Annotated in this window: 17 protein-coding genes; 11 read left to right on the top strand and 6 right to left on the bottom strand. The window is 74.6% G+C overall.

Annotated elements, in window-relative coordinates; translation table 11 throughout:
• The first annotated feature begins 69 nt into the window (after positions 1-69).
• The 5 genes from ACFV2S_RS06810 to ACFV2S_RS06790 all read left to right on the top strand — a co-directional run bounded on the left by ACFV2S_RS06810 (position 70) and on the right by ACFV2S_RS06790 (position 6,882).
• A complete protein-coding gene (locus ACFV2S_RS06810) occupies positions 70-687 on the top strand; it encodes a hypothetical protein (RefSeq protein ID WP_385554905.1) in 618 nt (205 codons plus the stop codon).
• Positions 688-2,067 carry an esterase/lipase family protein gene (locus ACFV2S_RS06805; protein WP_385554903.1) on the top strand — a complete coding sequence of 460 codons (1,380 nt, stop codon included), beginning with the start codon at positions 688-690 and terminating at the stop codon, positions 2,065-2,067.
• A 13-nt stretch (positions 2,068-2,080) separates the two neighbouring features.
• On the top strand, positions 2,081-4,024 hold the full coding sequence (locus tag ACFV2S_RS06800) for a pentapeptide repeat-containing protein (protein WP_385554901.1): 1,944 nt from the start codon (positions 2,081-2,083) through the stop codon (positions 4,022-4,024).
• Between the two features lie 241 nt (positions 4,025-4,265).
• A complete protein-coding gene (gene rsgA / locus ACFV2S_RS06795; protein WP_385554899.1) occupies positions 4,266-5,378 on the top strand; it encodes a ribosome small subunit-dependent GTPase A in 1,113 nt (370 codons plus the stop codon).
• Positions 5,379-5,529: 151 nt separating this feature from the next.
• Positions 5,530-6,882 carry a DNA-3-methyladenine glycosylase 2 family protein gene (locus ACFV2S_RS06790; protein WP_385554897.1) on the top strand — a complete coding sequence of 451 codons (1,353 nt, stop codon included), beginning with the start codon at positions 5,530-5,532 and terminating at the stop codon, positions 6,880-6,882.
• Here the strand turns inward: ACFV2S_RS06790 and ACFV2S_RS06785 are convergent.
• The 4 genes from ACFV2S_RS06785 to ACFV2S_RS06770 form a co-directional block, all read right to left on the bottom strand.
• The gene (locus ACFV2S_RS06785; RefSeq protein WP_385554895.1) at positions 6,852-7,259 is read right to left on the bottom strand and encodes a PPOX class F420-dependent oxidoreductase; all 408 of its coding nucleotides are present in this window, start codon (positions 7,257-7,259) and stop codon (positions 6,852-6,854) included. The genes ACFV2S_RS06790 and ACFV2S_RS06785 overlap by 31 nt on opposite strands.
• A 106-nt stretch (positions 7,260-7,365) precedes the next feature.
• Entirely contained in the window at positions 7,366-7,848 is a 483-nt protein-coding gene (locus ACFV2S_RS06780) for a DUF456 domain-containing protein (protein WP_383784930.1), read from the bottom strand.
• Between the two features lie 62 nt (positions 7,849-7,910).
• The gene (locus ACFV2S_RS06775; protein ID WP_385554893.1) at positions 7,911-8,345 is read right to left on the bottom strand and encodes a hypothetical protein; all 435 of its coding nucleotides are present in this window, start codon (positions 8,343-8,345) and stop codon (positions 7,911-7,913) included.
• A 63-nt stretch (positions 8,346-8,408) separates the two neighbouring features.
• Positions 8,409-9,392, bottom strand: coding sequence for a helix-turn-helix domain-containing protein (locus ACFV2S_RS06770; RefSeq protein WP_385554891.1), 984 nt, complete (start codon positions 9,390-9,392; stop codon positions 8,409-8,411).
• 232 nt (positions 9,393-9,624) lie between these two features.
• On the opposite strand from ACFV2S_RS06770, the gene ACFV2S_RS06765 reads away from it, so the two are divergent.
• From ACFV2S_RS06765 to ACFV2S_RS06750, 4 genes are all read left to right on the top strand, one after another.
• Positions 9,625-13,392 (top strand): S8 family serine peptidase, encoded by a 3,768-nt coding sequence (locus ACFV2S_RS06765; protein WP_385554889.1) that lies wholly within the window; start codon positions 9,625-9,627, stop codon positions 13,390-13,392.
• Between the two features lie 123 nt (positions 13,393-13,515).
• Positions 13,516-15,273, top strand: coding sequence for a protein phosphatase 2C domain-containing protein (locus ACFV2S_RS06760; RefSeq protein WP_385554887.1), 1,758 nt, complete (start codon positions 13,516-13,518; stop codon positions 15,271-15,273).
• A gap of 27 nt (positions 15,274-15,300) precedes the next feature.
• Entirely contained in the window at positions 15,301-17,043 is a 1,743-nt protein-coding gene (locus ACFV2S_RS06755; RefSeq protein ID WP_385554885.1) for a pyruvate dehydrogenase, read from the top strand.
• A gap of 95 nt (positions 17,044-17,138) precedes the next feature.
• Positions 17,139-17,543 carry an ATP-binding protein gene (locus ACFV2S_RS06750; RefSeq protein WP_385554883.1) on the top strand — a complete coding sequence of 135 codons (405 nt, stop codon included), beginning with the start codon at positions 17,139-17,141 and terminating at the stop codon, positions 17,541-17,543.
• A gap of 36 nt (positions 17,544-17,579) precedes the next feature.
• On the opposite strand, the gene ACFV2S_RS06745 is transcribed toward ACFV2S_RS06750, so the two are convergent.
• Together ACFV2S_RS06745 and ACFV2S_RS06740 are read right to left on the bottom strand one after the other, a co-directional pair.
• Positions 17,580-18,692, bottom strand: coding sequence for a DUF2637 domain-containing protein (locus ACFV2S_RS06745; RefSeq protein WP_385554881.1), 1,113 nt, complete (start codon positions 18,690-18,692; stop codon positions 17,580-17,582).
• 194 nt (positions 18,693-18,886) lie between these two features.
• A complete protein-coding gene (locus ACFV2S_RS06740) occupies positions 18,887-19,753 on the bottom strand; it encodes a (2Fe-2S)-binding protein (RefSeq protein WP_385554879.1) in 867 nt (288 codons plus the stop codon).
• Positions 19,754-20,145: 392 nt separating this feature from the next.
• Between ACFV2S_RS06740 and ACFV2S_RS06735 the strand changes: the two genes are divergently transcribed.
• A complete protein-coding gene (locus tag ACFV2S_RS06735; protein WP_385555275.1) occupies positions 20,146-20,892 on the top strand; it encodes a GntR family transcriptional regulator in 747 nt (248 codons plus the stop codon).
• 105 nt (positions 20,893-20,997) lie between these two features.
• Positions 20,998-22,650 carry a hypothetical protein gene (locus ACFV2S_RS06730; protein WP_385554877.1) on the top strand — a complete coding sequence of 551 codons (1,653 nt, stop codon included), beginning with the start codon at positions 20,998-21,000 and terminating at the stop codon, positions 22,648-22,650.
• The last annotated feature ends 69 nt before the right edge of the window (positions 22,651-22,719 follow it).

Below are 22,719 nucleotides of genomic sequence, written 5' to 3'. Positions count from 1 at the left end.
GGGCGGGGCGGGCGGGCCCCCCGGGCCGCCCCCGGGGGGGGGGGGGGGGGGGCGCCCGGCCGGCGGCTGGTGCGCCACGAGGTCCCGGCCGACGCCTCGTCCGGCGGGACGGCGGTGCGCGAGATCCGGACCGACCGCGGCTTCTGCGGGATCGACACGAGGGTCCTGCGGGACGGCTCGTACTGGATGGCCGGCGATCTGAGCGACCAGCTGCGGGTCTGGACCGAGGGCGAGCGCGGCGTCGAGCAGCGCGTCCTTCTCGCGGCCGTCCCCTCCTGTCTCGCCCTCGGGGAGCTGTACGACGACGAGGACGACGCCTCGATGCCCCTGCTGGCCTGGGCGGACCACGGCAGCGTGTACGTCAAGGACTGCTCCGGCGACGGGAGCCCCCACCCTCCGGAGCGGCTGCCGGGGGACTTCCCCGACGTGACGTCCCTCGTGTTCGCCGGCCCGGTGGAACGGCCCGTGCTGTTGCTCTGCATGCCGGATGCGGTGTCGCGCGCGTGGGACGTCTGGTCCCGGCGATGGCTCGACGGGCCGGGGATTCCCACGCGGGGGTACGACGTGCACGCCGTCCGCACCGCGATGGACCCGGAGGGTCTCGTGATGGCGCTGCAGGGGGAGGACCGCTGCGACCTGATCCGGCTGCCGCGCACGTTCTTCGGTGACGGGACAGGGGGAGGGTGAGTGGAGCACGATCTGGTGGTGTTCGTGCCGGGGTTTCTCGGCACCCGGCTGTGCCGGGACGGACAGGACGTCTGGGCGCGATGCGGGGAGCGGCTGATGAGCTCGGGGGCCGCCGCGCTCACGGAGGCGGCCCTCCCGCCGGGCCTGGGGGACGCCCTGCCCGAAGGCCCCTTCCGGCTGGACGCCGACACCCTGCTGCAGGTCCCGGACTCCGTGCCCGGGCTGCTGTCCAGCATGGGGTACCCCGGTCTCCGTGCCGCCCTCGCCGACCCGCCCGACGCGCAGTTCGTGCCGTTCGGGTACGACTGGAGGCTGTCCCACCGGCTGGTGGCCCGGCAGCTGAAGGAGCGGGTGGCGCGCGAGCTCGAACGGTGGTCCGCGGAGGTCGGCACGTACTACCCGGACCGCGCCGACGACCCGCGCGTCATCCTGGTGTGCCACGCGACGGGCGGTCTGATCGGACGGCACTACCTGGAACGCGAGGAGGGCCGGGAGACCGCCCGGACCCTGGTCACCCTCGGGACCCCGCAGCACGGACTGGTCCAGGCCGCCCGGCTGCTGGCCGGTCACGCGGTCCCCGGGGACGCCGGCCCCGGCCCGGACGTGGCCGCCCGGCTGAACGAGGCGCTGCGCGACTGGGCGCTCGACCTGCCGGCGGTCGCCGAGATGCTGCCGGTGTACCCCTCCGTACGGGTCGGGGGAAAGAGCCGCGAGCGCCGCATCACCGACGGCCGGTACCCGGTTCCGGGACTGCCGGGCGACGCCGTCCGCGCGGCGGTGGCCTTCCAGGAGGAGTTCCGCTCGGCGTGCGACGGGCACCGCGGCGCCGGCCCCCTGCCCTACGCCGTCCACTGCCTGGGCAGCGCCGACTTCCCGAGCCCCGAGACGCTCGTCCTCTCCTCCGACGGGTCACGCGTCACCGACGGCGTGCCGGGCCCCGGCGACGGGACGGTGCCCCGCCGGTCGGCCGTCGCGGACTGGACCGGTACGGACCCCATGCTGTGGACCGGCGTCCGGAACGCGGACCTGGCGAGCGGCCCCGCGCTCCGGGACGCGATGCTCGCGATCCGCGCGGGACGCCCGCCCGGCGGCATGCTCGCCGGTGAGGAGGGCATCGTCCTGCACTTCCCCGGGGACGTGGCCGCCGCCGGCCGCCCGTTCGTGATCGACCTGCTGGGACACGACCTGCCGAGGCGCAACCTGCGGACGTTCGTGTGGCGTTCGGGCCGCAACGACAGGCACCCGGTCGCCTTCCGCCGGCACGGGCCCGACCGCTACCGGGCGGAACTGGTCGTCCCTCCCGGGAGATGGGTGGTCGAGGCGCTGGTCGACCGGCCGAAGGGGCGTGACCGCAGGGACGTGACGGTCGTGGCGGCATGAGAAGCGAGCTGGGATGAACGGAACCGACGCCCCCGCGTGGCCGCACTGCGGACACCTCGACACCGGAGAGACCTGCCGGGGGCGGAGCGTGGGCTCGTACACCGCCTGCCTGGCGCATCTGGACAGCGCCGAAAGGGCCGCCCATCTGGCCTCCCTGACCCCCGGCACCGACCTCGACCACCGGGGCACCCCCTTCACCCAGGGCCTGCTCGACGAGCTCCTCGCACCGCTCAGGGATCCGGGGACCGGGCGGGCGCGCGTGGGGGACGCGTCGTTCGACCAGGCGCGGTTCACCGGAGACGCCGAACTGACGGGCGTCGACTTCGGCGGCTTCTGCTCCTTCGCCTCGGCCGTCTTCGGCGGGGGTGTGTACGTCCAGGACGTACGGACCGGGGGCGATCTCCGCATGGGCGCGGCGCGGGTCGCGGGAGACATGTGGCTCGACGACAGCGACGTGGACGGGGACGCCTGGTTCTACGAGGCCCGGATCCAGGGCGCGTTGCGGTTCCACGTCCGCGAGGTCGGCGGCACCGCGATGTTCCGGCGCATGACGTGCGGGGACGCCTCCTTCTCGGGAGCCCGCGTGCGGGGCGTCGCGTCCTTCGGCGACGCGGTCGTCGAAGGGGAGGCCTCCTTCGACGGCGTGGTCTTCGAGGAGGGCGCCGACTTCACGAAGATCCGGATCGCCGGCCGCGCCTGCTTCGACGGGGCGCACTTCCACCGCGGCAGCGCCCGCTTCGACGGGGCGGACATCGGCGGGGACATGCCGTTCGCCGAGGCCCACTTCGCCTCGGAAGCCACCTTCGACGGGGCGGCGATCAGCGGCGACCTCTCGTTCTCCGGGGCCCGGCTGGAGGCCGGCGTGGGCTTCCGGCGGGCGGTGTTCCGGCGTACGGCCCGGATCGGCCCGCTGGTCTGCCCGGGAACGGTGGACCTCTCCGACGCCGTCTTCGAGACCCCCGTCACGCTGGAGGCCGCCGCGCGGGACGTCCACTGCCGGCGGACACGGTGGGCGTCCACGGCCGCGCTGCGGTTGCGATACGCCCGGGTGGACCTGAGCGACGCCGTGCTGGAGCTCCCGGTGACCGTCGTCGGCCGGCCCCGCCGGTTCGTCTCGCCGGAGGGCGAGGCGATCGACGAGCCCGGGCTCACCGACGACCGGGTGCGGGTCACCTCGGTCCAGGGCGTGGACGCCGCGCACCTCGTACTGGCGGACGTCGACCTGACCGGCTGTCTCTTCGTGGAGGCGGTGCACCTGGACCAGCTGCGGCTCGAAGGCCGCTGCCACCTGTCGGCACCACCGCCCGGGCCGCGCCGGATACGCCGCCGGACCCTCGCCGAAGAGCACCACTGGCGGGCGGCCCGGCACGGCGACGGCTGGACGCCCGCGCCACCGGGCGTCGCGGTACAGGAGCCCGGCGTACTCGCCCCGGTCTACCGGCAGCTCCGCAAGGCGCTCGAGGACGGCCGGAACGAGCCGGGCGCGGCCGACTTCTACTACGGCGAGATGGAGATGCGCCGCCACGACGCGGCGGCACCCCGGGGCGAGCGCATGCTGCTGCGGCTGTACTGTGCACTCTCCGGCTACGGCCTGCGCGCCGTGCGCGCCCTGGTCTGGCTGGTCCTCGCGATGACGGCGACCGTGCTCGCCATGATGCTGTGGGGGCTGCCGCGGGCCGACCCCGACCCGGTCAGCGCCGGGACCACCGACGGCCACCGGATCACCCTGACGACCAGGAGACCGGACCCCGCCGCCCCCCAGGGGCCGTACGCGAAGCGCCTGTCGGCCGCGAGGTTCGAGAAGTCCCTCAGGGTGGTCGCCAATTCGGTGATCTTCCGTGCCTCCGGCCAGGACCTGACCCTCATCGGGACGTACGTCGAGATGACCGCCCGCCTCGTCGAACCGGCCCTGCTCGGCCTCGCCTTCCTGGCGGTACGCAGCCGCGTGAAGCGGTGACGTTAATTCGGTGGTGCCGTGCTCCGGCCGGGGCTAAGGTGCTGCTCATCCGCTCCCGAGGGGGCGGTGTCGGTTCGTTGAGAAGAAGCAGGAGGTGAGGACATTGATGACTGTCACGGTGACGGGCTCTGCCCGCATTCAGGAGTTCATCGTTCCCACCCCTGTGGTCTCCGGCTGACACCCACTCGATCCGCGCGCGCTCGAAGCGCGCCGCCGGGGCCACCCCTTTGAAGGGTCCCCCTTGTCTTTCCCGCTTTCCTCCGTCTCCTCCTCCTCTTCGCTCGACGCCCACGGCTGGGACTCCGGCTGGGCCGCCGCCTTCGCGCCGTACGCCGCTCGGGGACTCGTTCCCGGGCGGGTCGTCCGTGTCGACCGGGGCCAGTGCGACGTCGCCACCGCCGAGGGCGTCATCCGCGCCGACACGGCGTTCGTGACCCCGCACGACCCGCTGCGGGTCGTCTGCACCGGCGACTGGGCCGCCGTCGACCCGGCGGACGCCGGTGATCCCCGGTACGTACGGGCCTGCCTGCCGCGCCGTACCGCCTTCGCCCGCTCCACCTCCTCCAAGCGGTCCGAGGGGCAGATCCTCGCCGCCAACGTCGACCACGCCGTCATCACGGTGTCGCTCGCCGTCGAGCTCGACCTCGGCCGGATCGAACGCTTCCTCGCCCTCGCCTGGGAGTCCGGCGCCCAGCCGACGGTCGTCCTCAGCAAGGCCGACCTCGTGCCCGACCCGGTCGGGCTCTCCTACCTCGTCGAGGACGTGGAGACCGTCGCGCCCGGCGTGCAGGTCCTGCCCCTCAGCTCCGCCACCGGAGAAGGGCTCGACGTGCTCTCCGCGACCGTCGCGGGCGGCACGACCGTGCTGCTCGGCGTCTCCGGCGCCGGCAAGTCGACCCTCGCCAACGCGCTGGTCGGCGAGGACGTGATGGACGTCCAGGCCGCTCGTGACATCGACGGCAAGGGCCGCCACACCACCACCACCCGCAACCTCTTCGTCCTGCCGGGCGGGGGAGTCCTCATCGACACCCCCGGACTGCGCGGCGTCGGGCTCTGGGACGCCGAGGCCGGCGTCGGCCAGGTCTTCTCCGAGATCGAGGAGCTGGCCGCGGACTGCCGGTTCCACGACTGCGGCCACGAGTCCGAGCCGGGCTGCGCCGTGGCGGCCGCCATCGAGGACGGCTCGCTGCCCGTGCGCCGTCTGGAGAGCTACCAGAAGCTGATCCGCGAGAACCGGCGGATCGTGGCCAAGACCGACGCCCGGGTCCGCAACGAGATGCTCAAGGAGTGGAAGCGCATGGGCCGGGAGGGTCGCACGGCCATGGAGATCAAGCGCGGCGGCCGGGGCCGCTAGGCCGTCTCCTTCGGATCCTGCCGGGTTCGCGGCGTGATCCGAACGAAACGGCCCGGGTCCCGTCCGGTGCCGCCGGGCCGCCGTCCCGCATCCGAACGTGGTGTCCGAAAACCGCGAGCCGGGTCGGGGCGGCTCCCGCACACTGGGAGTCATGAGGGACGACGACACCCGCTACGAGGCGGTCAGCAGCAGGGACGCGCGGTTCGACGGAGAGTTCTTCTTCGCCGTCCGGACCACCGGCATCTACTGCCGTCCCAGCTGCCCCGCCGTCACCCCCAAACGCCAGAACGTCTCGTTCTACCCGACGGCCGCCGCCGCCCAGGGCCACGGCTTCCGCGCCTGCCGCCGCTGCCGGCCCGACGCGGTGCCCGGCTCCGCCGAGTGGAACGTCCGGGCCGATGTCGTCGGGCGCGCCATGCGGATGATCGGCGACGGCGTCGTCGACCGCGAGGGCGTGCCCGGACTCGCCGGACGGCTCGGCTACAGCACCCGCCAGGTGCAGCGCCAGCTCACCGCCGAACTGGGCGCCGGCCCCGTCGCGCTCGCCCGCGCCCAGCGGGCGCACACCGCGCGGCTGCTGCTCCAGACCACGGGGCTGCCCGTCACCGAGATCGCCTTCGCGGCCGGATTCGCCAGCGTCCGCCAGTTCAACGAGACGATCCGCGCCGTCTACGCCCGCACCCCCACCGCCCTGCGGGCCGAGGCCGGCAGCGGCGCGGGAGCCCGCACGGCGCTCGCCGCCGGTGTGCCGCTGCGTCTGGCGCACCGGGGCCCGTACGCGGCCGGCGAGGTCTTCGACCTGCTGGCCGCCGAGGCGGTGCCCCGGGTCGAGGAGGTCGTCGGCACCCCCGGCGCCCGTACCTACCGGCGCACGCTCCGCCTCCCGTACGGCACCGGTGTCGTCTCCGTCGACGAGCGCTCCGGCGGGCCCTGGCTGGAGGCCCGGATCCACCTCACCGAGCTCCGCGACCTGACCACCGCCGTCCACCGGCTGCGCCGCCTCTTCGACATGGACGCCGACCCGTACGCGGTCGCCGAGCGCCTCGGGGCCGCCCCCGGGCTCGCCGCCGAGGTGGCCGCCCGGCCCGGCGTGCGCTCCCCGGGCACGGCCGAGCCCGAGGAGTTCGCGCTGCGGACGGTCGTCGGCGCCGAGGAGTCCGCCCGGCTCGTCGAGCGGTACGGCACCCCGCTGGCCACCGCCTGCGGCACTCTCACCCATGTCTTCCCCGAGCCCGCCGCCCTCACCGGCCACCCCGTCGCGGGGCCGCTGGCGCGGGCCCTCGCCGACGGAGCCGTACGCCTCGACCCCGGCGCCGACCGCGACGAGGCCGAGCGCGCGCTGCTGGCCGTCCCCGGGGTGGGCGCCGAGGCCGCCGCGCTGATCCGGATGCGGGCCCTCGGCGACCCGGACGTGCCCCCGGCGGACGCCCCGGAGACGGAGGCGTGGCGCCCGTGGCGCTCCTACGCCGCCCGCTACCTCGGCTCGGCCCCGGCGGCGGGGTAGTCCTCCAGTCCCCAGCTGTGGATCCTGTGCGGATGGATCCGGATGACCTCCGGGCTGAAGTGCGGGCCCAGCTCGTGCGGGCCGACCCGCAGTTCCGCCTCGCCGCGGATCTCGACGCCCCGCACCCGCCAGGGGCGGACGCTCGCGAGGTCGTCGACGACCAGCGCCACCTTCGGGTTCTCCCGGAGGTTGCGCCACTTCTTGGTCTCGCCCATGCGGAGGCCGCCGACCAGGACGGTGCCGTCCTCCTGCGGGAAGAACCCCACCGGATTGGCCTGCGGCTGCCCGGACGGGTCGACGGTCGCTATCCGGGCCAGCTTGCGGCCCTCCGTGAGATAGGCGCGTTCGGCCGCGCTGAAGCCCTCGAAATCCCTCATGCCTCCAGCATCGCGCGCCCCCGCGCCCGGCGGATCGGTCCCGGGACGGGACCGGCCTGGGACCTGGGACCTGGGACCCGGGACCCCGCCGTCCGCCGGACGGTCCCTAGCCCCAGAGCACCGCCCCCGCCCACGCCCCCACGATCAGCAGGCAGGCGAAGAGCTCCACGAGGACGCTCGTGCCCGCCGCCCGCATCACGGTCCGGGTCGCCGCCCGCGCCTGGCCGTGGCCGCCGAGGCGGAGGCGTTCCGAGAGGTAGATCCCGCCGACGAAGCCGGGGATCGCGCCGACCACCGGGATCAGGACGAAGCCCAGGACGGCGCCCACGCCCGCGTACGCCACCATCCGCCGGGTGATCCCGACGCCACGGAAGCGGCGCGGCGGCAGCTGCCAGACGATCACCTGGGTCAGGAGCAGCAGGCCGGTCGAGGAGGCGAGCAGGATCCAGGCCAGGTCCGTCCGCTCGTGCAGCGACCACCAGAGCATCGCGGCCCACACCAGCCACGTTCCCGGCACGCCGGGCGCGAGCACCCCGAACAGACCGAGCAGCATCACCGTCGCGATCATCAGGAGCTGCCACACACCCACGCTGCCCAGGGTGCACGATGCCGTGGATTCCCGCAGGTCGCGCGGGGCGTACGGGGTACGCGTCAGGCCGCCAGGGGCAGGGCGGCGACGACGAGGTTGCGCTCCTTGCGGCTGATCAACGGGAAGATGATCTTCAGGCCGGTCTCGCTGTACGGCGAGGAGAGGACGAACGAGGAGTTCAGGACCCGCTCCTTGACCGCCGAGCGGGAGAGGCCGTCGCGCGGGATCGTCAGGGTGTGCTCGACCGGCTTCGCGAACACCGGATCCGCCCGGAAGACGAAGAGGCGGCGGTCGGTCATGGCCAGGTACATCGGGACCGGCGTCGGTATCACCGCCATCGCGCCACCGCTGAGCACCGCCGACGCGACGCCGAACGCGGCGGTCCGGTGCACGGAGACCGTGTTCAGGCCGACGACGCACGTCACCTCCACCCGCTCACCGGGCTCCAGCATCGGGGTCACGGTGGCCAGCAGGGCACGACGGCGTCGTCCGTTCATGGGGCGGAACTCCCGGGGTGAGGCAAGCGGAATCGGCCGCTCACCCTCCCACACGCCCCCGCGTCAGCCGCGGGCGACCCAGCCCTTCTCGTACGCGTGCCAGCCCAGCTGCAGCCGGGTCGTCACCCCCGTCAGCTCCATCAGCCCCTTCACCCGCCGCTGTACGGTCCGCAGCCCCAGGTCCAGCTGCTTGGCCACGCTCGCGTCCGTCATCCCGGCGAGCAGCAGGGAGAGGATCTCCAGGTCCATCACGTCCGGGCCCGGCGCCTCGTCCTCGGTGACCTGCGCCCCCGCCCCGAGCCGCAGCGGCAGCGCCTCCCGCCACACCGACTCGAAGAGGCCCATCAGCGATTCGAGCAGACCGCTCGCGTGGACGACGATCGCCGCGGGCTCCGCGCCCCGCCCGGTCAGCGGGACCATGGCCAGCGACCGGTCGGCGACGACCAGCTTCGTCGGGACCCGGTCGGCGACGCGGACCTTCTCCTCGCGGCCGAGCGCCGCCGACAGTTCGAGCAGCCCGGTCGGGAGGGTCAGCACCTCGCGCTCCAGGACCACCCGGTAGCGGACCCCGCGCCCCGCCGCCTGCTCCTCGGCGTCGTTCTCCATGCCGGAGACCGCGATCGGCTTGCCCGTGACCAGGGCGCAGACCTCCTCCTGGGCGCCCAGCTGGAGCTGGAGGAAGCGGTGGGTCACCGCGCTCGCGCCGGTCACCACCTCCACCAGGTCGTGCACGGCCGCCTCCGCTGCCTCCGCGCGGTACTCCTCGGCGAGCAGCTTGGCCGCCAGTTCGGCCTGCTCCAGCTCGTGGCGCTGCTGGGTGAGGAGTGCGCCGAGCGCGACGCCGGGCGGGGCCGCCACCCACCGGCCGGTGCGGGCCGAGGACTGGGCCGCGAGCCCCTGCGACTCCAGGCGGCGCAGCGCCCGCTCGGTGTCCTGCTCGGGCAGGGCGAGCCGGTGCGCGAGATCGGTGACCTCGGCCGCGCCCAGCGCGACCAGGGCGCGGTACGCGGACTCCTGGCGCTCGTCGAGACCTATCGCTCCCAGCATGGATGCCCCACCCCTCGCCGCACCGCCGGCGGGCGCCCCGGATCTTTCGGGGACGTTCACCGGAGGCATTCGTTCCGTTGGTGACCTGGCGGGAAACGGCCACGGCGTATTCCCGCCTCTCCCATCATCCCTGTACCGCCCTCACCTCTGCCAATGTGGCGCCACCGCAGCACCAACAGCCTCCGGTGAAGGGCGCCTTGTGCCCTTTTTCCGGATTCAGATGGGGAGAGCGATGCGCCCGATTTCGCGTACGGCCCTGGGGGCGGCGACCGCCGTCGTCCTGGCCGTCACCGCGGTCGCGCCGTCCATGGCCGATGGGCCGCAGGACGACACGGCAGGCAAGCGACCGCTGGTCGGCAGCGAGGCCTCGGCCCGCGCCGGCGACGGAGCCAGGACCGCCACGGTGACCCTGGTCACCGGCGACCGCGTCCTGGTCACCCGCGACGCCGAGGGGAACCCGGCGGCCACGGCGCTGCCCCGCGAGGACGGGACCGTCCCCCTGGTCCAGACCCGCCGCTCCGGCCGGGACCTCTACGTCTACCCCGAGGACGCCACCGCCGCGCTCGCCGCCGGGCGCGTCGACGAGGAGCTCTTCAACGTCACCGGCCTGATCCGCCAGGGCTACGACGACGCCGCCACCACCACCCTGCCCCTGATCGCGGTCTACGGCTCCGACGTCGCCCGCTCCGTCCCCGCCGCCCCCCGCGGTGCCGAGCGCGGCCAGGTCCTCAGGGCCGTCGACGGCGTCGCGCTGAAAGCGGACAAGAAGCGGGCCGCCACCTTCTGGGCCGACATCGCCGCCCCGGCCGCCCGCTCCGCGTCCGGCCTGAAGAAGCTCTGGCTCGACCGGAAGGTCGAAGCCACCCTGGAGCAGTCGACGAAGCAGATCCACGCCCCCGAGGCCTGGGCCGCCGGCTACGACGGCAAGGGCACCAAGGTCGCCGTCCTCGACACCGGCGCCGACGCCGAGCACCCCGACCTCAAGGGCCGCATCGTCGCCTCGGAGAACTTCACCGACTCCGACACCACCGGCGACCACCAGGGCCACGGCACCCACACCATCTCCACCGTCGGCGGCTCCGGCGCCGCCAGCGACGGGAAGCAGAAGGGCGTCGCCCCGGGCGCGGACCTGCTCAACGGCAAGGTCCTCAACGACTCCGGTTCCGGCGCCGCCTCCTGGATCATCGCGGGCATGGAGTGGGCCGTCGCCCAGGGCGCCGACGTCGTCTCCATGAGCCTCGGCAGCCCGGTCCCCACCGACTGCACCGACCCGATGAGCGTCGCGGCCGAGGAGCTCGCCCGGAACGAGGGCACGCTGTTCGTCATCGCCGCCGGCAACTCGGGGCCGACGCTCAACACGGTCTCCTCGCCCGGCTGCGCGCCCAGCGTGCTGACCGTCGGCGCCACCGACCGCGACGACTCCACCGCGTGGTTCTCCAGCCGCGGCCCGACGATCGTCCAGCACACCCTCAAGCCCGAGATAGCCGCGCCCGGCGTCGACATCTCCGCCGCCGCGGCGGGCGGCCGGGGCGTGTACGCGTACCAGTCCATGTCCGGTACGTCGATGGCCACCCCGCACGTCGCGGGCGCCGCCGCCATCGTCAAGCAGCGCCACCCCGACTGGACCGCCCAGCAGGTCAAGTCCGCGCTCGTCGCCTCCGCCGACAGCGGGGTCCCCGGCGACGTCCGCGAGGTCGGCGGCGGCCGCCTCGACGTCAAGGCCGCCGTCGACCAGACCGTCCTCGGCGCCCCCGCCGTCCAGGGCGGCACGTTCAACTGGCCGCAGGACAAGAGCGACCGCACCACGGTGTCCGTGCCGTACACCAACACGTCCGGCGCCCCGGTCACCCTGAACCTGGCCGTCGAGAAGGTCACCGGCAACGACGGCTCCGCCGTCCGGTCGTCCGTCGCCCGCCTCGCACAGCGCACCGTCACGGTCCCGGCCGGCGCCACCGTCGAGGTCCCGCTCGGCCTCGACCCCGACGCGCGCCTGGAGCGCGCCCAGTACGGCGACGTCACCGGCCGCGTCGTCGCCACCGGCAAGGGCGGCGTCCACGTCTCCACCCCGTTCTCCCTCTACGTGGAGCCCGAGACCGTCACCCTGCGCGTCAAGCTGATCGACCGCCTCGGCCGGCCGGCCGACGGAGCCTCCTCACTCGACGTCATCGGCACCGACACCGCCAGCGGTGAGCGCCGCTTCAACGAGGGCGCCGCCGACCAGGTCTACCGCCTGCGCCCCGGCAGCTACTTCCTCTCCTCCTTCGTCGGCACCCCCGACGCGGGCGAGGGCGCCACGCTGAACGACTCGCTCACCTACCTCGGCCGCCCGCAGGTCGAGATCAGGAAGGACACGACGGTCGTCCTCGACGCCCGCAAGGCCCACAAGCTGTCGGTGCGGACCGACAAGGCCTCCGAACTCCGCGGTGCCACCCTCGCGTTCGCCCGCTCCTGGGACGACTTCTGGCTGCACTCCGGAACGGCCGCGGGCCCGCGCAGCATCCGCGGCTACTACGCCTCGGTCGAAGGCGCCGCCGACGAGGGCGACTTCGAGTTCGGCAGCTACTGGCGGGCCGCCGCCCCGCAGATCACCTCGCTGCGGACCGGCGACGGCCTCACCCTGCACCCGCTGACCGGCTCCCTCGCCTCCGACAACCTCGACGGCACGGGCTCCGCCCGCCTCGTCGACGCCGGAACGGGCACGCCGGACGAGCTCAAGGCCGCCGGGGTCCAGGGCCGCGTCGCCCTCGTCCGCCTCCCGGACGACTCCACCAACGCGGGCACCCTCGCCCGGAACGCCAAGGCCGCCGGCGCCGTCGCCGTCGTCACGTACCACTCGGCCCCCGGCCGCTGGTACCCGACCGGCGGCTTCACCGGCCTCGGCCTGCCCGCCCTCTCCCTCCCGTCCACGGAGGCGACCGCGCTCCTCGGCAGGCTGGCGGCCGGCGAGGTCACCCTCGCCTGGAAGGCCACGGCGAAGAGCCCCTACCTCTACAACCTCGCCTTCCCGGAGACCGGCGCGATCCGCGGCGACAAGGACTACCGGGTCCGCGACGACCGTCTCGGCCGCACGGACTCGACCTACGGCTCGGCCGGCGTCGCCACCGACTTCACGGACTTCCCGGCCGCCTACCGCCCGAACGGCGTCGCCGTCTCCTTCGGCTCGCTGGAGACCGTCCCGGCGCCCGGCACCCGCACCGAGTACTACTCCGCCGGCGACACCACCTGGCAGCAGATGGTCAACAGCAGCTTCCCGTTCGGGGAGATCATGATCGGCGCCCGCCACGCGTACAAGGCCGGCGAGAAGCGCACCGAGAAGTGGTACGACGGCGTCATCGCCCCCACCGCGCCGCGCGACACCACGGGGAAGCCCGTCCTCGTCTCCGAGCGGCAGGGCAACCTCATCGGCTTCGCGAACGCCATGTGGGGCGACGGCACCCACCACGCCGAGCCCGGCTCCTTCGGCGACATCGGGAACCTGAGCCTCCGCCGCGACGGCGAGCTCCTCGGCGAGACCGGCTGGCCGTCCGGCGTCTTCGAGGTACCGGCCGAAGCCGGGACGTACACCCTCGAACAGAACACCATGAAGATCGGCAGCAGGGTGTGGGCCCGCTCCACGTCCGTCAACTCGGTGTGGAAATTCACCTCCAAGCTTGACGAGAGCGTCTATTCTCAGGGCATCCCGATTCTCTTCCCCCGGTACGACCTTCCGGAGGACGGACTCAAGACCCTCGCCGCGACCGACGGCCAGCACATCGGCCTCACCGCGACGGGTCACGCGGGCTACACTCCCGCGGCGCTCACCTCGGCCACGCTCTCGTACTCCTACGACGGGGGCACGACCTGGACCGAAGCGCGGGTGTCTCAGCAGGGCGGCGGCTGGACCGCGACCGTGAACCACGCGGGCGCGACCGGCAAGCAGGTCACGCTGAGGACCGAACTGACGGACGCCAACGGCAACTCCGTCACCCAGACCGTGGTCCGCGCCTACGACGTGCGCTGATCACGACGGTCCGCCGGGCGTCCTTCCCGTGGGGGGTGGGGTCGCCCGGCGGACCACCCATTCGCAGCAACGGTTTTCCTGATGTCCCGTTTTCGGGCGCCGCGCGCGGTGGACAATAAGGGCATGACTCAGCAGGGGGACAACTGGTGGGACAAGCTCTACGACGAGTCGGCGCCGGACACGGCCCCGACGGTCTCGGGTGACACGCTCGACGACCACTTCGACACGACACCGCGCGCGGTGCCGGGCCGGGTGCCGGCGCAGGATCCGGCACCCCCGGGCCGCGCGGCGCCGCCCGCACCCGCCGCACCACCGGCACCCCGGCCCCCGAGCACCCCACAGGCGTCCACGCCGCCCCCGGCCCCGGCGCCCCCCGCCGCTCCATCGGCCCCGGCCGCGGCCGCCGCACCCGCGCCACCCGCCGCTCCAGCGCCCCCGGCGCCGCCCACGCAACCCACTCCGCCACCGCCCGTGGCCCCAGCGGTCGCGCACCCGCCCGTGGCCTCCGCACCCCCGGCACCGCCCGTGGCCCCCGCGTCCCCGGCACCGTCCGCCGCTCCAGCGCCTCCAGCGCCCCCAGCGCCCCCCACACCCCCCGCGCCCCTCCTGCCGCCCGAAGCCCCCGCGCCCAAGGTGCCGAAGGCGCCGCCCGCACCGCCGGCCTCCGGCCCCGGCCCCGCCTCCGCACCCCCGGTGCCGCCCAAGGCCCCCCGCCAGGCACCTGCCGTGTCCGGGCCCGCGCCCTGGGAGGTGCCCGAGGGCCGGGGTCCCAGGACCTTCCCCGCGCCCGTGCCCCCGCCCCCGCCCGTCGAGACGCCCACCGTCCAGGTGGCCCTGGAGCCCGACCCCGAAGGGAGCGGCGCCCACGACCTCACCGTCGAGGTGTCGGTGCCCCGGCCCAGGACCGGCTTCGTCGGCAGCAGGCCGCCCACCTACGAGCCCGAGCCCACCGCGCTGCCCGTCGCCCGGCCCGGGGAGCTCGCCGAGCTGGTCGCCGACACGGTCCTCGACGGCGCGCGCTACGGCACCTGCACCCTGCGCGCCGCCTCCGTACGCGGGGACTCCGCCCGCTACCGGGGCGAACCCCGCCGCGACGCCCTGCTCACCGCCCGCTTCGGCCACGACGAGACCGCGCTCGTCCTCGTCGCCGTGGCGGCGGGATCCCGTGCCTCCGAGGACGCCCACCTCGCCGCCGCCGACGCCTGCCGGTGGATCGGCGAGGCCGTCTGCCGCAGCCACGCCCGGCTCTCCGAGGACATCAGGTCCGGCCGCCGCGGCGACCTCAAGTCCGGGCTTCACCGGCTCACCGACCGGACCTACGGCAAGCTGCGGGCCCGCGCCGCCGAGCGGGGACTCGCCCCCGACGAGTACACCGCGACCCTCCGCTGCCTCCTCGTCCCCGCCGACCCCGAGTGCCGCACCCGGGTCTTCTTCGGCATCGGCGGCGGCGGGCTCTTCCGGCTCCGCGACGGCTCCTGGCAGGACCTCGAACCGCTCCTGCCCGAACCGGCCGCCGTCACCGGCGCCCCCGTCGTCGGCTTCGGCTCGCCGCCCGCCGTCCGGGAGGCGACCGAGGAGGGGGACAGGCTCACCATGGACCTCGGCATCACGACCGCGCCGCCGCTCGTCGAGGAGCCCGTCCCGCCGCCCGCCGAGCCGTTCCGCTTCCGCGCCTCGGTGGCCCGCGCCGGCGACACGCTCCTCCTCGCCTCGCCCGGCCTCGCCGAGCCGATGCGCGGCGAACCCGCGCTCGCCCACGAGCTCGCCGCCCGCTGGGGCGAGGCGGAGCCGCCCGGCCTCGCCGCCTTCCTCGCCGACACCCAGCTGAGGGTGACGGGGTACGCCGACGACCGTACGGGGGTGGCCGTCTGGGAGGCGTAACCCGCCGGGCCGTGTGTTGATGGAGCCATGGCCAGAAAGAACGTGGCGGAACAGTTCGTCGACATCCTCGTCCGCGCCGGAGTCCGGCGGCTGTACGGAGTGGTCGGCGACAGCCTGAACCCGGTCGTCGACGCGATCCGCCGCACCCGCGCGATCGACTGGATCCAGGTGCGGCACGAGGAGACCGCCGCCTTCGCCGCGGGCGCCGAGGCGCAGATCACCGGCGGTCTCGCCGCCTGCGCCGGCTCCTGCGGCCCCGGCAACCTCCACCTCATCAACGGGCTGTACGACGCCCACCGCTCCATGGCCCCGGTCCTCGCGCTCGCCTCGCACATCCCGTCCAGCGAGATCGGTCTCTCGTACTTCCAGGAGACCCACCCCGACCAGCTGTTCCGCGAGTGCAGCCACTACAGCGAACTCATCTCCAACCCGAAGCAGATGCCCCGGCTGCTCCACACGGCGATCCAGCACGCCGTCGGCCGCGGCGGCGTCAGCGTCGTCTCGCTCCCCGGCGACATCGCCTCCCAGCCGGCCCCGGAGAAGTCGGCGGAGACCGCGCTCGTCACCACCCGGCCCACCGTCCGTCCCGGGGACACCGAGATCGACGCCCTCGTCCGGATGATCGACGCCGCCGACCGGGTGACGCTCTTCTGCGGCAGCGGCACGGCGGGCGCGCACCCCGAGGTGATGCAGTTCGCCGAGCGCATCAAGGCACCCGTCGGCCACGCCCTCCGGGGCAAGGAGTGGATCCAGTACGACAATCCGTACGACGTCGGCATGAGCGGACTCCTCGGGTACGGCGCCGCCTACGAGGCCACCCACGAGTGCGACCTGCTGATCCTGCTCGGCACCGACTTCCCGTACAACGCGTTCCTGCCCGACGACGTGAAGATCGTGCAGGTGGACGTCCGGCCCGAGCACCTCGGCCGCCGCTCCCGGCTCGACCTGGCCGTCTGGGGGGACGTCCGCGAGACCCTGCGGTGCGTGATCCCGCGGGTCCGCGCCAAGACCGACCGCCGCTTCCTCGACAAGATGCTGAAGAAGCACGCCGACGCCCTGGAGGGCGTCGTCAAGGCGTACACCCGCAAGGTCGAGAAGCACGTCCCGGTGCACCCCGAGTACGTCGCCTCCGTCGTCGACGAACTCGCCGACGACGACGCGGTCTTCACGGTCGACACCGGCATGTGCAACGTCTGGGCGGCCCGCTACCTCTCGCCCAACGGGCGGCGCAGGATCATCGGTTCGTTCAGTCACGGCTCCATGGCGAACGCCCTGCCGCAGGCGATCGGAGCCCAGTTCACCGACCGGAACCGCCAGGTCGTCTCGCTCTCAGGCGACGGCGGCTTCTCCATGCTGATGGGCGACTTCCTGACCCTCGTCCAGTACGACCTGCCCGTGAAGGTCGTCCTCTTCAACAACTCCTCGCTCGGCATGGTCGAGCTGGAGATGCTCGTCGCCGGACTCCCCTCGTACGGGACGACGAACAGGAACCCGGACTTCGCCGCCATCGCCCGCGCCGCCGGGGCCCACGGCGTCCGCGTCGAGAAACCCAAACAGCTCGCGGGCGCCCTCAAGGACGCCTTCCGCCACAAGGGGCCGGCCCTGGTCGACGTCGTCACCGACCCCAACGCGCTCTCCATCCCGCCGAAGATCAGCGCCGACATGGTGACCGGCTTCGCGCTCTCCGCCAGCAAGATCGTCCTGGACGGGGGAGTGGGCCGGATGCTCCAGATGGCCCGCTCCAACCTGCGCAACGTCCCCAGGCCCTGAGCGGTGTCCGGAAAGCCCCACCTCATGAATGCGGACGGTGAGGCGGGGCATGCATCCCCGTGAGCCTGTTCGACGCGACCTGTGGGTGGGGGGATATGGCCGGGGAGGCACGACAGCCGACTCAACTGCTCAGAAAGGTGGGATGCGCGGATCTCACCGCGGTGCCGGAGGTGCGGCACGCCCTGCGGGAACTGCTGCGGAAGTGGGGCGGACCGGGCGCCTCCGACGTGGCCGAGCTGCTCACCAGCGAACTCGTGACCAACGCCCTGGTCCACACCGACCACGGGGCCGTCGTGACCGCGACGGTCGTCCCGGAGCAGCTCAGGGTCGAGGTCCGTGACTTCGTGCCCGGACTGGAACGGCCGCGCGTACCGCCCGCCGACGACGGTACGAACGGCAGGGGACTCGTCCTGGTCCAGGCCCTCGCCGACTCCTGGGGGGTCGAGGACCACGAGGTGGGCAAGGTGGTGTGGTTCGAACTGAACGGCGGGGCCGCCTGAGAGGGGGCCCCGCCGTCCGGACGTGTCCTTTCCCGCTCAGCCGAACTGCTGCTCCAGGTCCTTGAGCTTGCGCTCCAGGGAGTCGAGACGGGGCAGCGCCTGGGTGTCGTCCTCGGCGGTGAGGTCCACCGTCCGGGACTCGCCGGGTCGGGGCTCATCGCCCCTGACGGCCTGCAGGGAGGGCCGGGGTCGAAGCGGCAGCTGTCCGGGGTCCGCTATGGCGGGCTCCGCGACGGCGGCCTGCACGGCCGGTGTCGCGGAGCCCGAACCGCCGCCCGAGCCCGGGCCGGATCCCGCACCGGCCGGGGCGCCCAGCGCCGCCATCTCGACCTGGCGCCCGCCGCCGCGACCGAGCCCGAAGGCACGGTGCTGACGGTTGATCGCCTTGAGTCTCGCCCGGTCGAGCTTGACCTGGTCGCGTCTGCGGAGCCGGTTCTGCTCCTTCTCCCGCCGGTCCTCGCGCACCTCGTCGACCGCCTCGTCCAGGGTCCGCACGCCCTCGAGGAGCATCAGCGACCAGGCCGCGAAGGTCTCCCGGGGCGCCCTCAGCCACCGCACGATGCGGATCTGCGGCAGCGGACGGGGCACCAGGCCCTGCTCGCGCAGGGCCGCCCTCCGGGTCTGCTTCAGCGCCCGGTCGAAGAGGACGGCCGCCGACAGGGACATGCCCGCGAAGAAGTGCGGAGCCCCGTCGTGGCCCATGCCGCGCGGCGCGTGGACCCAGTTGAACCAGGCCGCCGCGCCCGCGAACAGCCAGACGAGCAGGCGCGAGCCGAGGGCCGCGTCGCCGTGGCTGGCCTCGCGGACCGCCAGCACCGAGCAGAACATGGCGGCGCCGTCGAGGCCGAAGGGGACGAGGTACTCCCAGCCTCCGGCCAGGTTCAGGTTCTGCCGGCCGAAGCCCACGAGGCCGTGGAAGGAGAGCGCCGCCGCGACGGCCGCGCAGAGGAAGAGCAGCCCGTACGAGGCGAAGCCGTAGACGGCCTCCTTGCGTCTGCGGCGCTCCTCGCTGCGTTCCCAGGAGTCCTCGGCCGCGGCCTGGTCACCGGCGCGCTTCCCGCGCGCGAGCACCGCCACCGCCGTCAGGACCCCGGCCACCATCACGCCGCCCGGAAGCAGCCAGTCCAGCGATATGTCGGTCAGTCTCATGCGGTGTCCCTTGCATCGCAGTAGGGCGTTTGGCGGCCATACTGGCCGACCCCGTGGGGCGCTCAAGGGGTTTCCGGGCAAGAGCACGCCATCGGGGTCGCGGGGCATACGAATAGGTGTGATCTGGTCGAACGCCCTTGCAGGGAAAAGGCATTGGGTTCGATTTACGTCACCCGGAAGGGTGGCGTAAGGGGTCAGGCCGTCGCGGCCAGTCGGCGGACGCGCTCGGTGTCGCAGGTGCGCGGGCAGGTGAGGCAGGTGTCCTCGGGGCGCAGGGTGTAGAAGAAGCAGCAGGTGGCCCGGTCGCGGGTCGTGCGCGGAGCGCCGTCCGCCCCCTCGGAGCCCGCAAGCTCGCGGAAGCCCGCCCCGCCCGCGTACGGCCTGTACGGCTTGGGGGTGCCCGGCAGCAGGAGTTCGAGCTCGGCCATCGCCCGCGGCTCCTCGCCGAGCAGGGCCGCGACGTACCAGAGGCCCTCGACGATCTCGTCCGTGGCCATCCCCCACAGGGCCCGGCGGCCACGCCGCATCCGGGAGCCGAAACCGTCGAGGACGGCCTCGAAGTGCTCGGCGAGCGAGGCGCGCACCTCCGCCCGCAGCGCCTCCTCGTCGGCGACGACCCGGGCGCCGGGCAGGGTGGCCGCGGGGTCGCCGGGCAGGCAGGCGAACTCCTCCACCCGGACGGCCATGCGGCCGAGCGCCCGCTGGAAGGACACGTTGCGGACGGGCAGTCGGGGCACCCGGCGGTCCAGGAACCAGGGGACGGTGACGAGGAGGCAGGCGGGCCAGGCGTACCGGTGCAGTCCGAAGCTGGCGACGACGTCGGGGCGGGCCTGTTGCCCGTAGTCGCGCAGCACCTGCGCGTCGTCCCAGGCGAGGAAGGCGTCCAGGGCGGGGCCGCCGGCCGCGAGCTCCTCCGCGCCGACCCAGCCCGCGCCGCGCGGCAGCCGCTCGCCCGGGACGGCTTCGTCCGTGCGCAGACCGGGGAAGGCCTCGGCGAGCCGGGCGTAGGAGGCCGCGACGGGCGAGGTGAGGGGCGTGGGCAACAGGGCGGGGACGGTCATGCGGACCACCGAATCGCGAGCGTTGGCAGGTTAGCCTTACCTTACCCGATTCGAGGTGTCCTCTCACCACCGGAGAGCCCCTCCCACCTGCGAGGCAGTCCGTATGCCCCGGATGTCGGTCGGTTCGCCTATGGTGCACAGAGGACCCCGGCGACGCGAGCCGGGCCCGGCACGAGGCCGCAGGAGGGACCCGGGTGGAGCAGGGGGCAGCGCGAGAGCGGGCGACGGAGAGACCGTCCCCGCCCTTCGGCGACACCACGCGCGCGGAGCCGGCGCCTCAGGAGTCCGCGGGCCGCGAGTCCGTGCGCCCCGAGCCGGCGCCTCAGGAGTCCACGGGTCGCGAGTCCGTGCGTGTGGTGCCGGCGCCTCAGGAGTCCGCGGGCCGCGAGTCCGTGCGCCCGGAGCCCGTACGTCAAGACTCCCCGTTCCCCGAGGCGTACGCCGGGTCCGTCCGGGTGCCCGAGCAGGCGCGCGGCGAGCACACCCACGGCGAACCGGCGGCCCCCGGCCCCCGGTCCGTGCGCCGGCACTCCGTCCGCGGGCAGATCCTCGAAGCCCTCCGCACCGCCCTCGTCGGCGGCGAGCTCCGCCCCGGCGAGGTGTACTCCGCCCCCGCGCTCGGCGAGCGCTTCGGCGTCTCCGCCACCCCCGTCCGCGAGGCCATGCAGCGCCTCGCCGTCGAGGGGGCCGTCGAGGTCGTGCCGAACCGCGGCTTCCGCGTCACCGAGCGCACCCCCCGCGAGCTCGCCGAGCTCGCCGAGGTCCGCGCGCTGATCGAGGTCCCCGTCATGCTGCGCCTGGCCCGCACCGTCCCCGCCGCCCGCTGGGCCGAGCTCCGGCCGCTCGCCGAGGCGACCGCGACCGCAGCGGCCCGGGGCGACCGCGCCCACTACGCCGAGGCCGACCGGGCCTTCCACCGGGCCGTCCTCTCCCTCGCGGGGAACGAACAACTGCTCGCCGTCGCCGACGACCTGCACCGCCGCTCCCAGTGGCCCCTGATCAGCGCCCCCGCCCTCCGCCACGGTGTCCTCGTCGCCGACGCGGCCGAGCACACCGCCCTGCTCGACGCCCTGGCCGCCCAGGACCTGACGGTCGTCCAGATCTTGGTACGGGAGCACTTCACCGGATCGGACGCGTAGGCACCGCTCCCCGATCCGGCCCGACCGAGACGGCACCCGCCGAGCCCCGGGCGACTAAGGTCGAAGGCGTCAGCCGCCCGCACCGCGTCGCCCGTGAGGTGCCCCATGCCGTCCGCGAGCCCGTCCCCGGTCTGGGACGGAACGGAAGCCGAGGCCACCGCCCTCCTCGGCTGGCTCACCGATCCCGACGCGCCCCGGCTCTGCCTCGTCACCGGCGCCCCCGGCAGCGGCAAGACGGCCCTCCTCGGCTGGCTCGCCGCCCACGGCGCCCGCTCCGGCCGCACCCGCCGCCGCACCGCGCGGGTGCTCGTCCCGCTCGCCGGGCAGAGCGCGCTCGGCGCGGCCTGGACGATCGCCGACCGCCTCGGTGTCGTCGCCCGCTCGCCCGGTGACCTCGTCCACGCCCTCGCCACCAGCGAGCCGCGGCCCGCGGGACGCGCCGTCCTCCTCCTCACGGACCTGCACGCCGCCGCCGAACCCGCCGCGCTCACCCGGCTCATCGCCGAGCTCGCCGGCGTCGGCAGGGTCCGCCTCGTGGTCGAGGCCCGCAGCGGCACCCCGGCCTCCGCCGTCCTGAGCGCCGAGGGCCGGGTCGCCGTCGTCGACCTCGACGGTGCGGCCGAGACCGCCGACGGCGTGTCCACGCGGCCGGTCCCGCCGCTTCCGGACCTCTCCGACCCGGCGGCCGTCTGCGCGGCCGACCCGCTGCTCGTCACCACGGCGTACGTCACCGGAGCCGCGCTCGTCGGCGTGCCCGGCACCCTCGACGGGCCCGAGCCGTCCGCCCGGCCCGGTGAGGGCACCGCCGACGAGCACGGCGGGCTCAGGACCGCCTGGATGCGCGCAGGACAGTCGCTCTGCCGCGAACAGGCACCGGAGGAGAGGGCGTTGGTCCTCCTCGCCGCGCTCGGCGACGGCGCCGACCCCCGGCTCCGCCCCGCGCTCGCGGCTCTCGCGGACGGTGCGCCCTGGCGGATCCGGTGGGCCCGGCACCGCGGCGACCTGAACCCGCCCTGGCCGGGGCCGGTCACCGTGCTCGGAGCGGCCGGCGGCCCGCTGGAGGGCACCCTCCTCGTGGGTGACCCCACCGGCACCGTGCGGCTGCTCCACGAGACCGACGCGAGCCCCGCCGGGCGCCTGGCGCACACCGTGCCCGGCCGGATCACCGCGCTCGCGCCCGCCCCCGACGGCACGGTGCTGCTCCTGGACGACCGGGGCCGGCTGCACGCCGTACGCGGGACGGCGCCCCGGCCCCCGTACCTGGAGCGGCTCACCGAGGCGGTCTCGGCGACCCTGGCCCGCCATCCGGGCACGGCCCTCGCGGCCATCGCGGGCTCGGTGGTGGTGGGGGACCGGCTGGGCTCCGTGCACGCCTTCGGCCTGACCGGGCTTCACCAGTCGGCCTCGCACAGCGGCCGGGTCACGGCCGTCGCCGCGGTCGAGTCCGAGACCCCGTTCGTCTGCTCCGGCGGTGCCGACGGGAGCGTCCGGCTCTGGACGCCCGGCCGCGACACCCGCCCCGAGCCCCTCGCCGAACGCCCCTCGCCGGTGGTCTCCCTGCACGCGACGGAGACCCCGCACGGGCCGCTGGTCGCCGCGGCCTGGGCCGACGGCCTCGTCGAGCTCCACCGGCCGGAGGGCGGTCCGACGCTCTCCTTCCGCCCGGGCCCCCCGGTCCGCGCGGTCGCCGTCACCGGCGCCGGCTCGCTCCTCGTCGGCACCGACGACAGCCTGGTGTGCCTCGCGCCCAGGTCCTGACGGGCGGGGGGGGGGGGGGGGGGGGCGCCGCGCCCCGCCCCCCCGACCCAGGGGGGGTGGGGCGCGCGC

Origin of the sequence: Streptomyces sp. NPDC059695 (genome assembly GCF_042733785.1) — a bacterium.
GTDB lineage: Bacteria > Actinomycetota > Actinomycetes > Streptomycetales > Streptomycetaceae > Streptomyces.
Note: the sequence above shows the minus strand (reverse complement) of the source record. Positions and strands in the feature narration are given on the sequence as shown.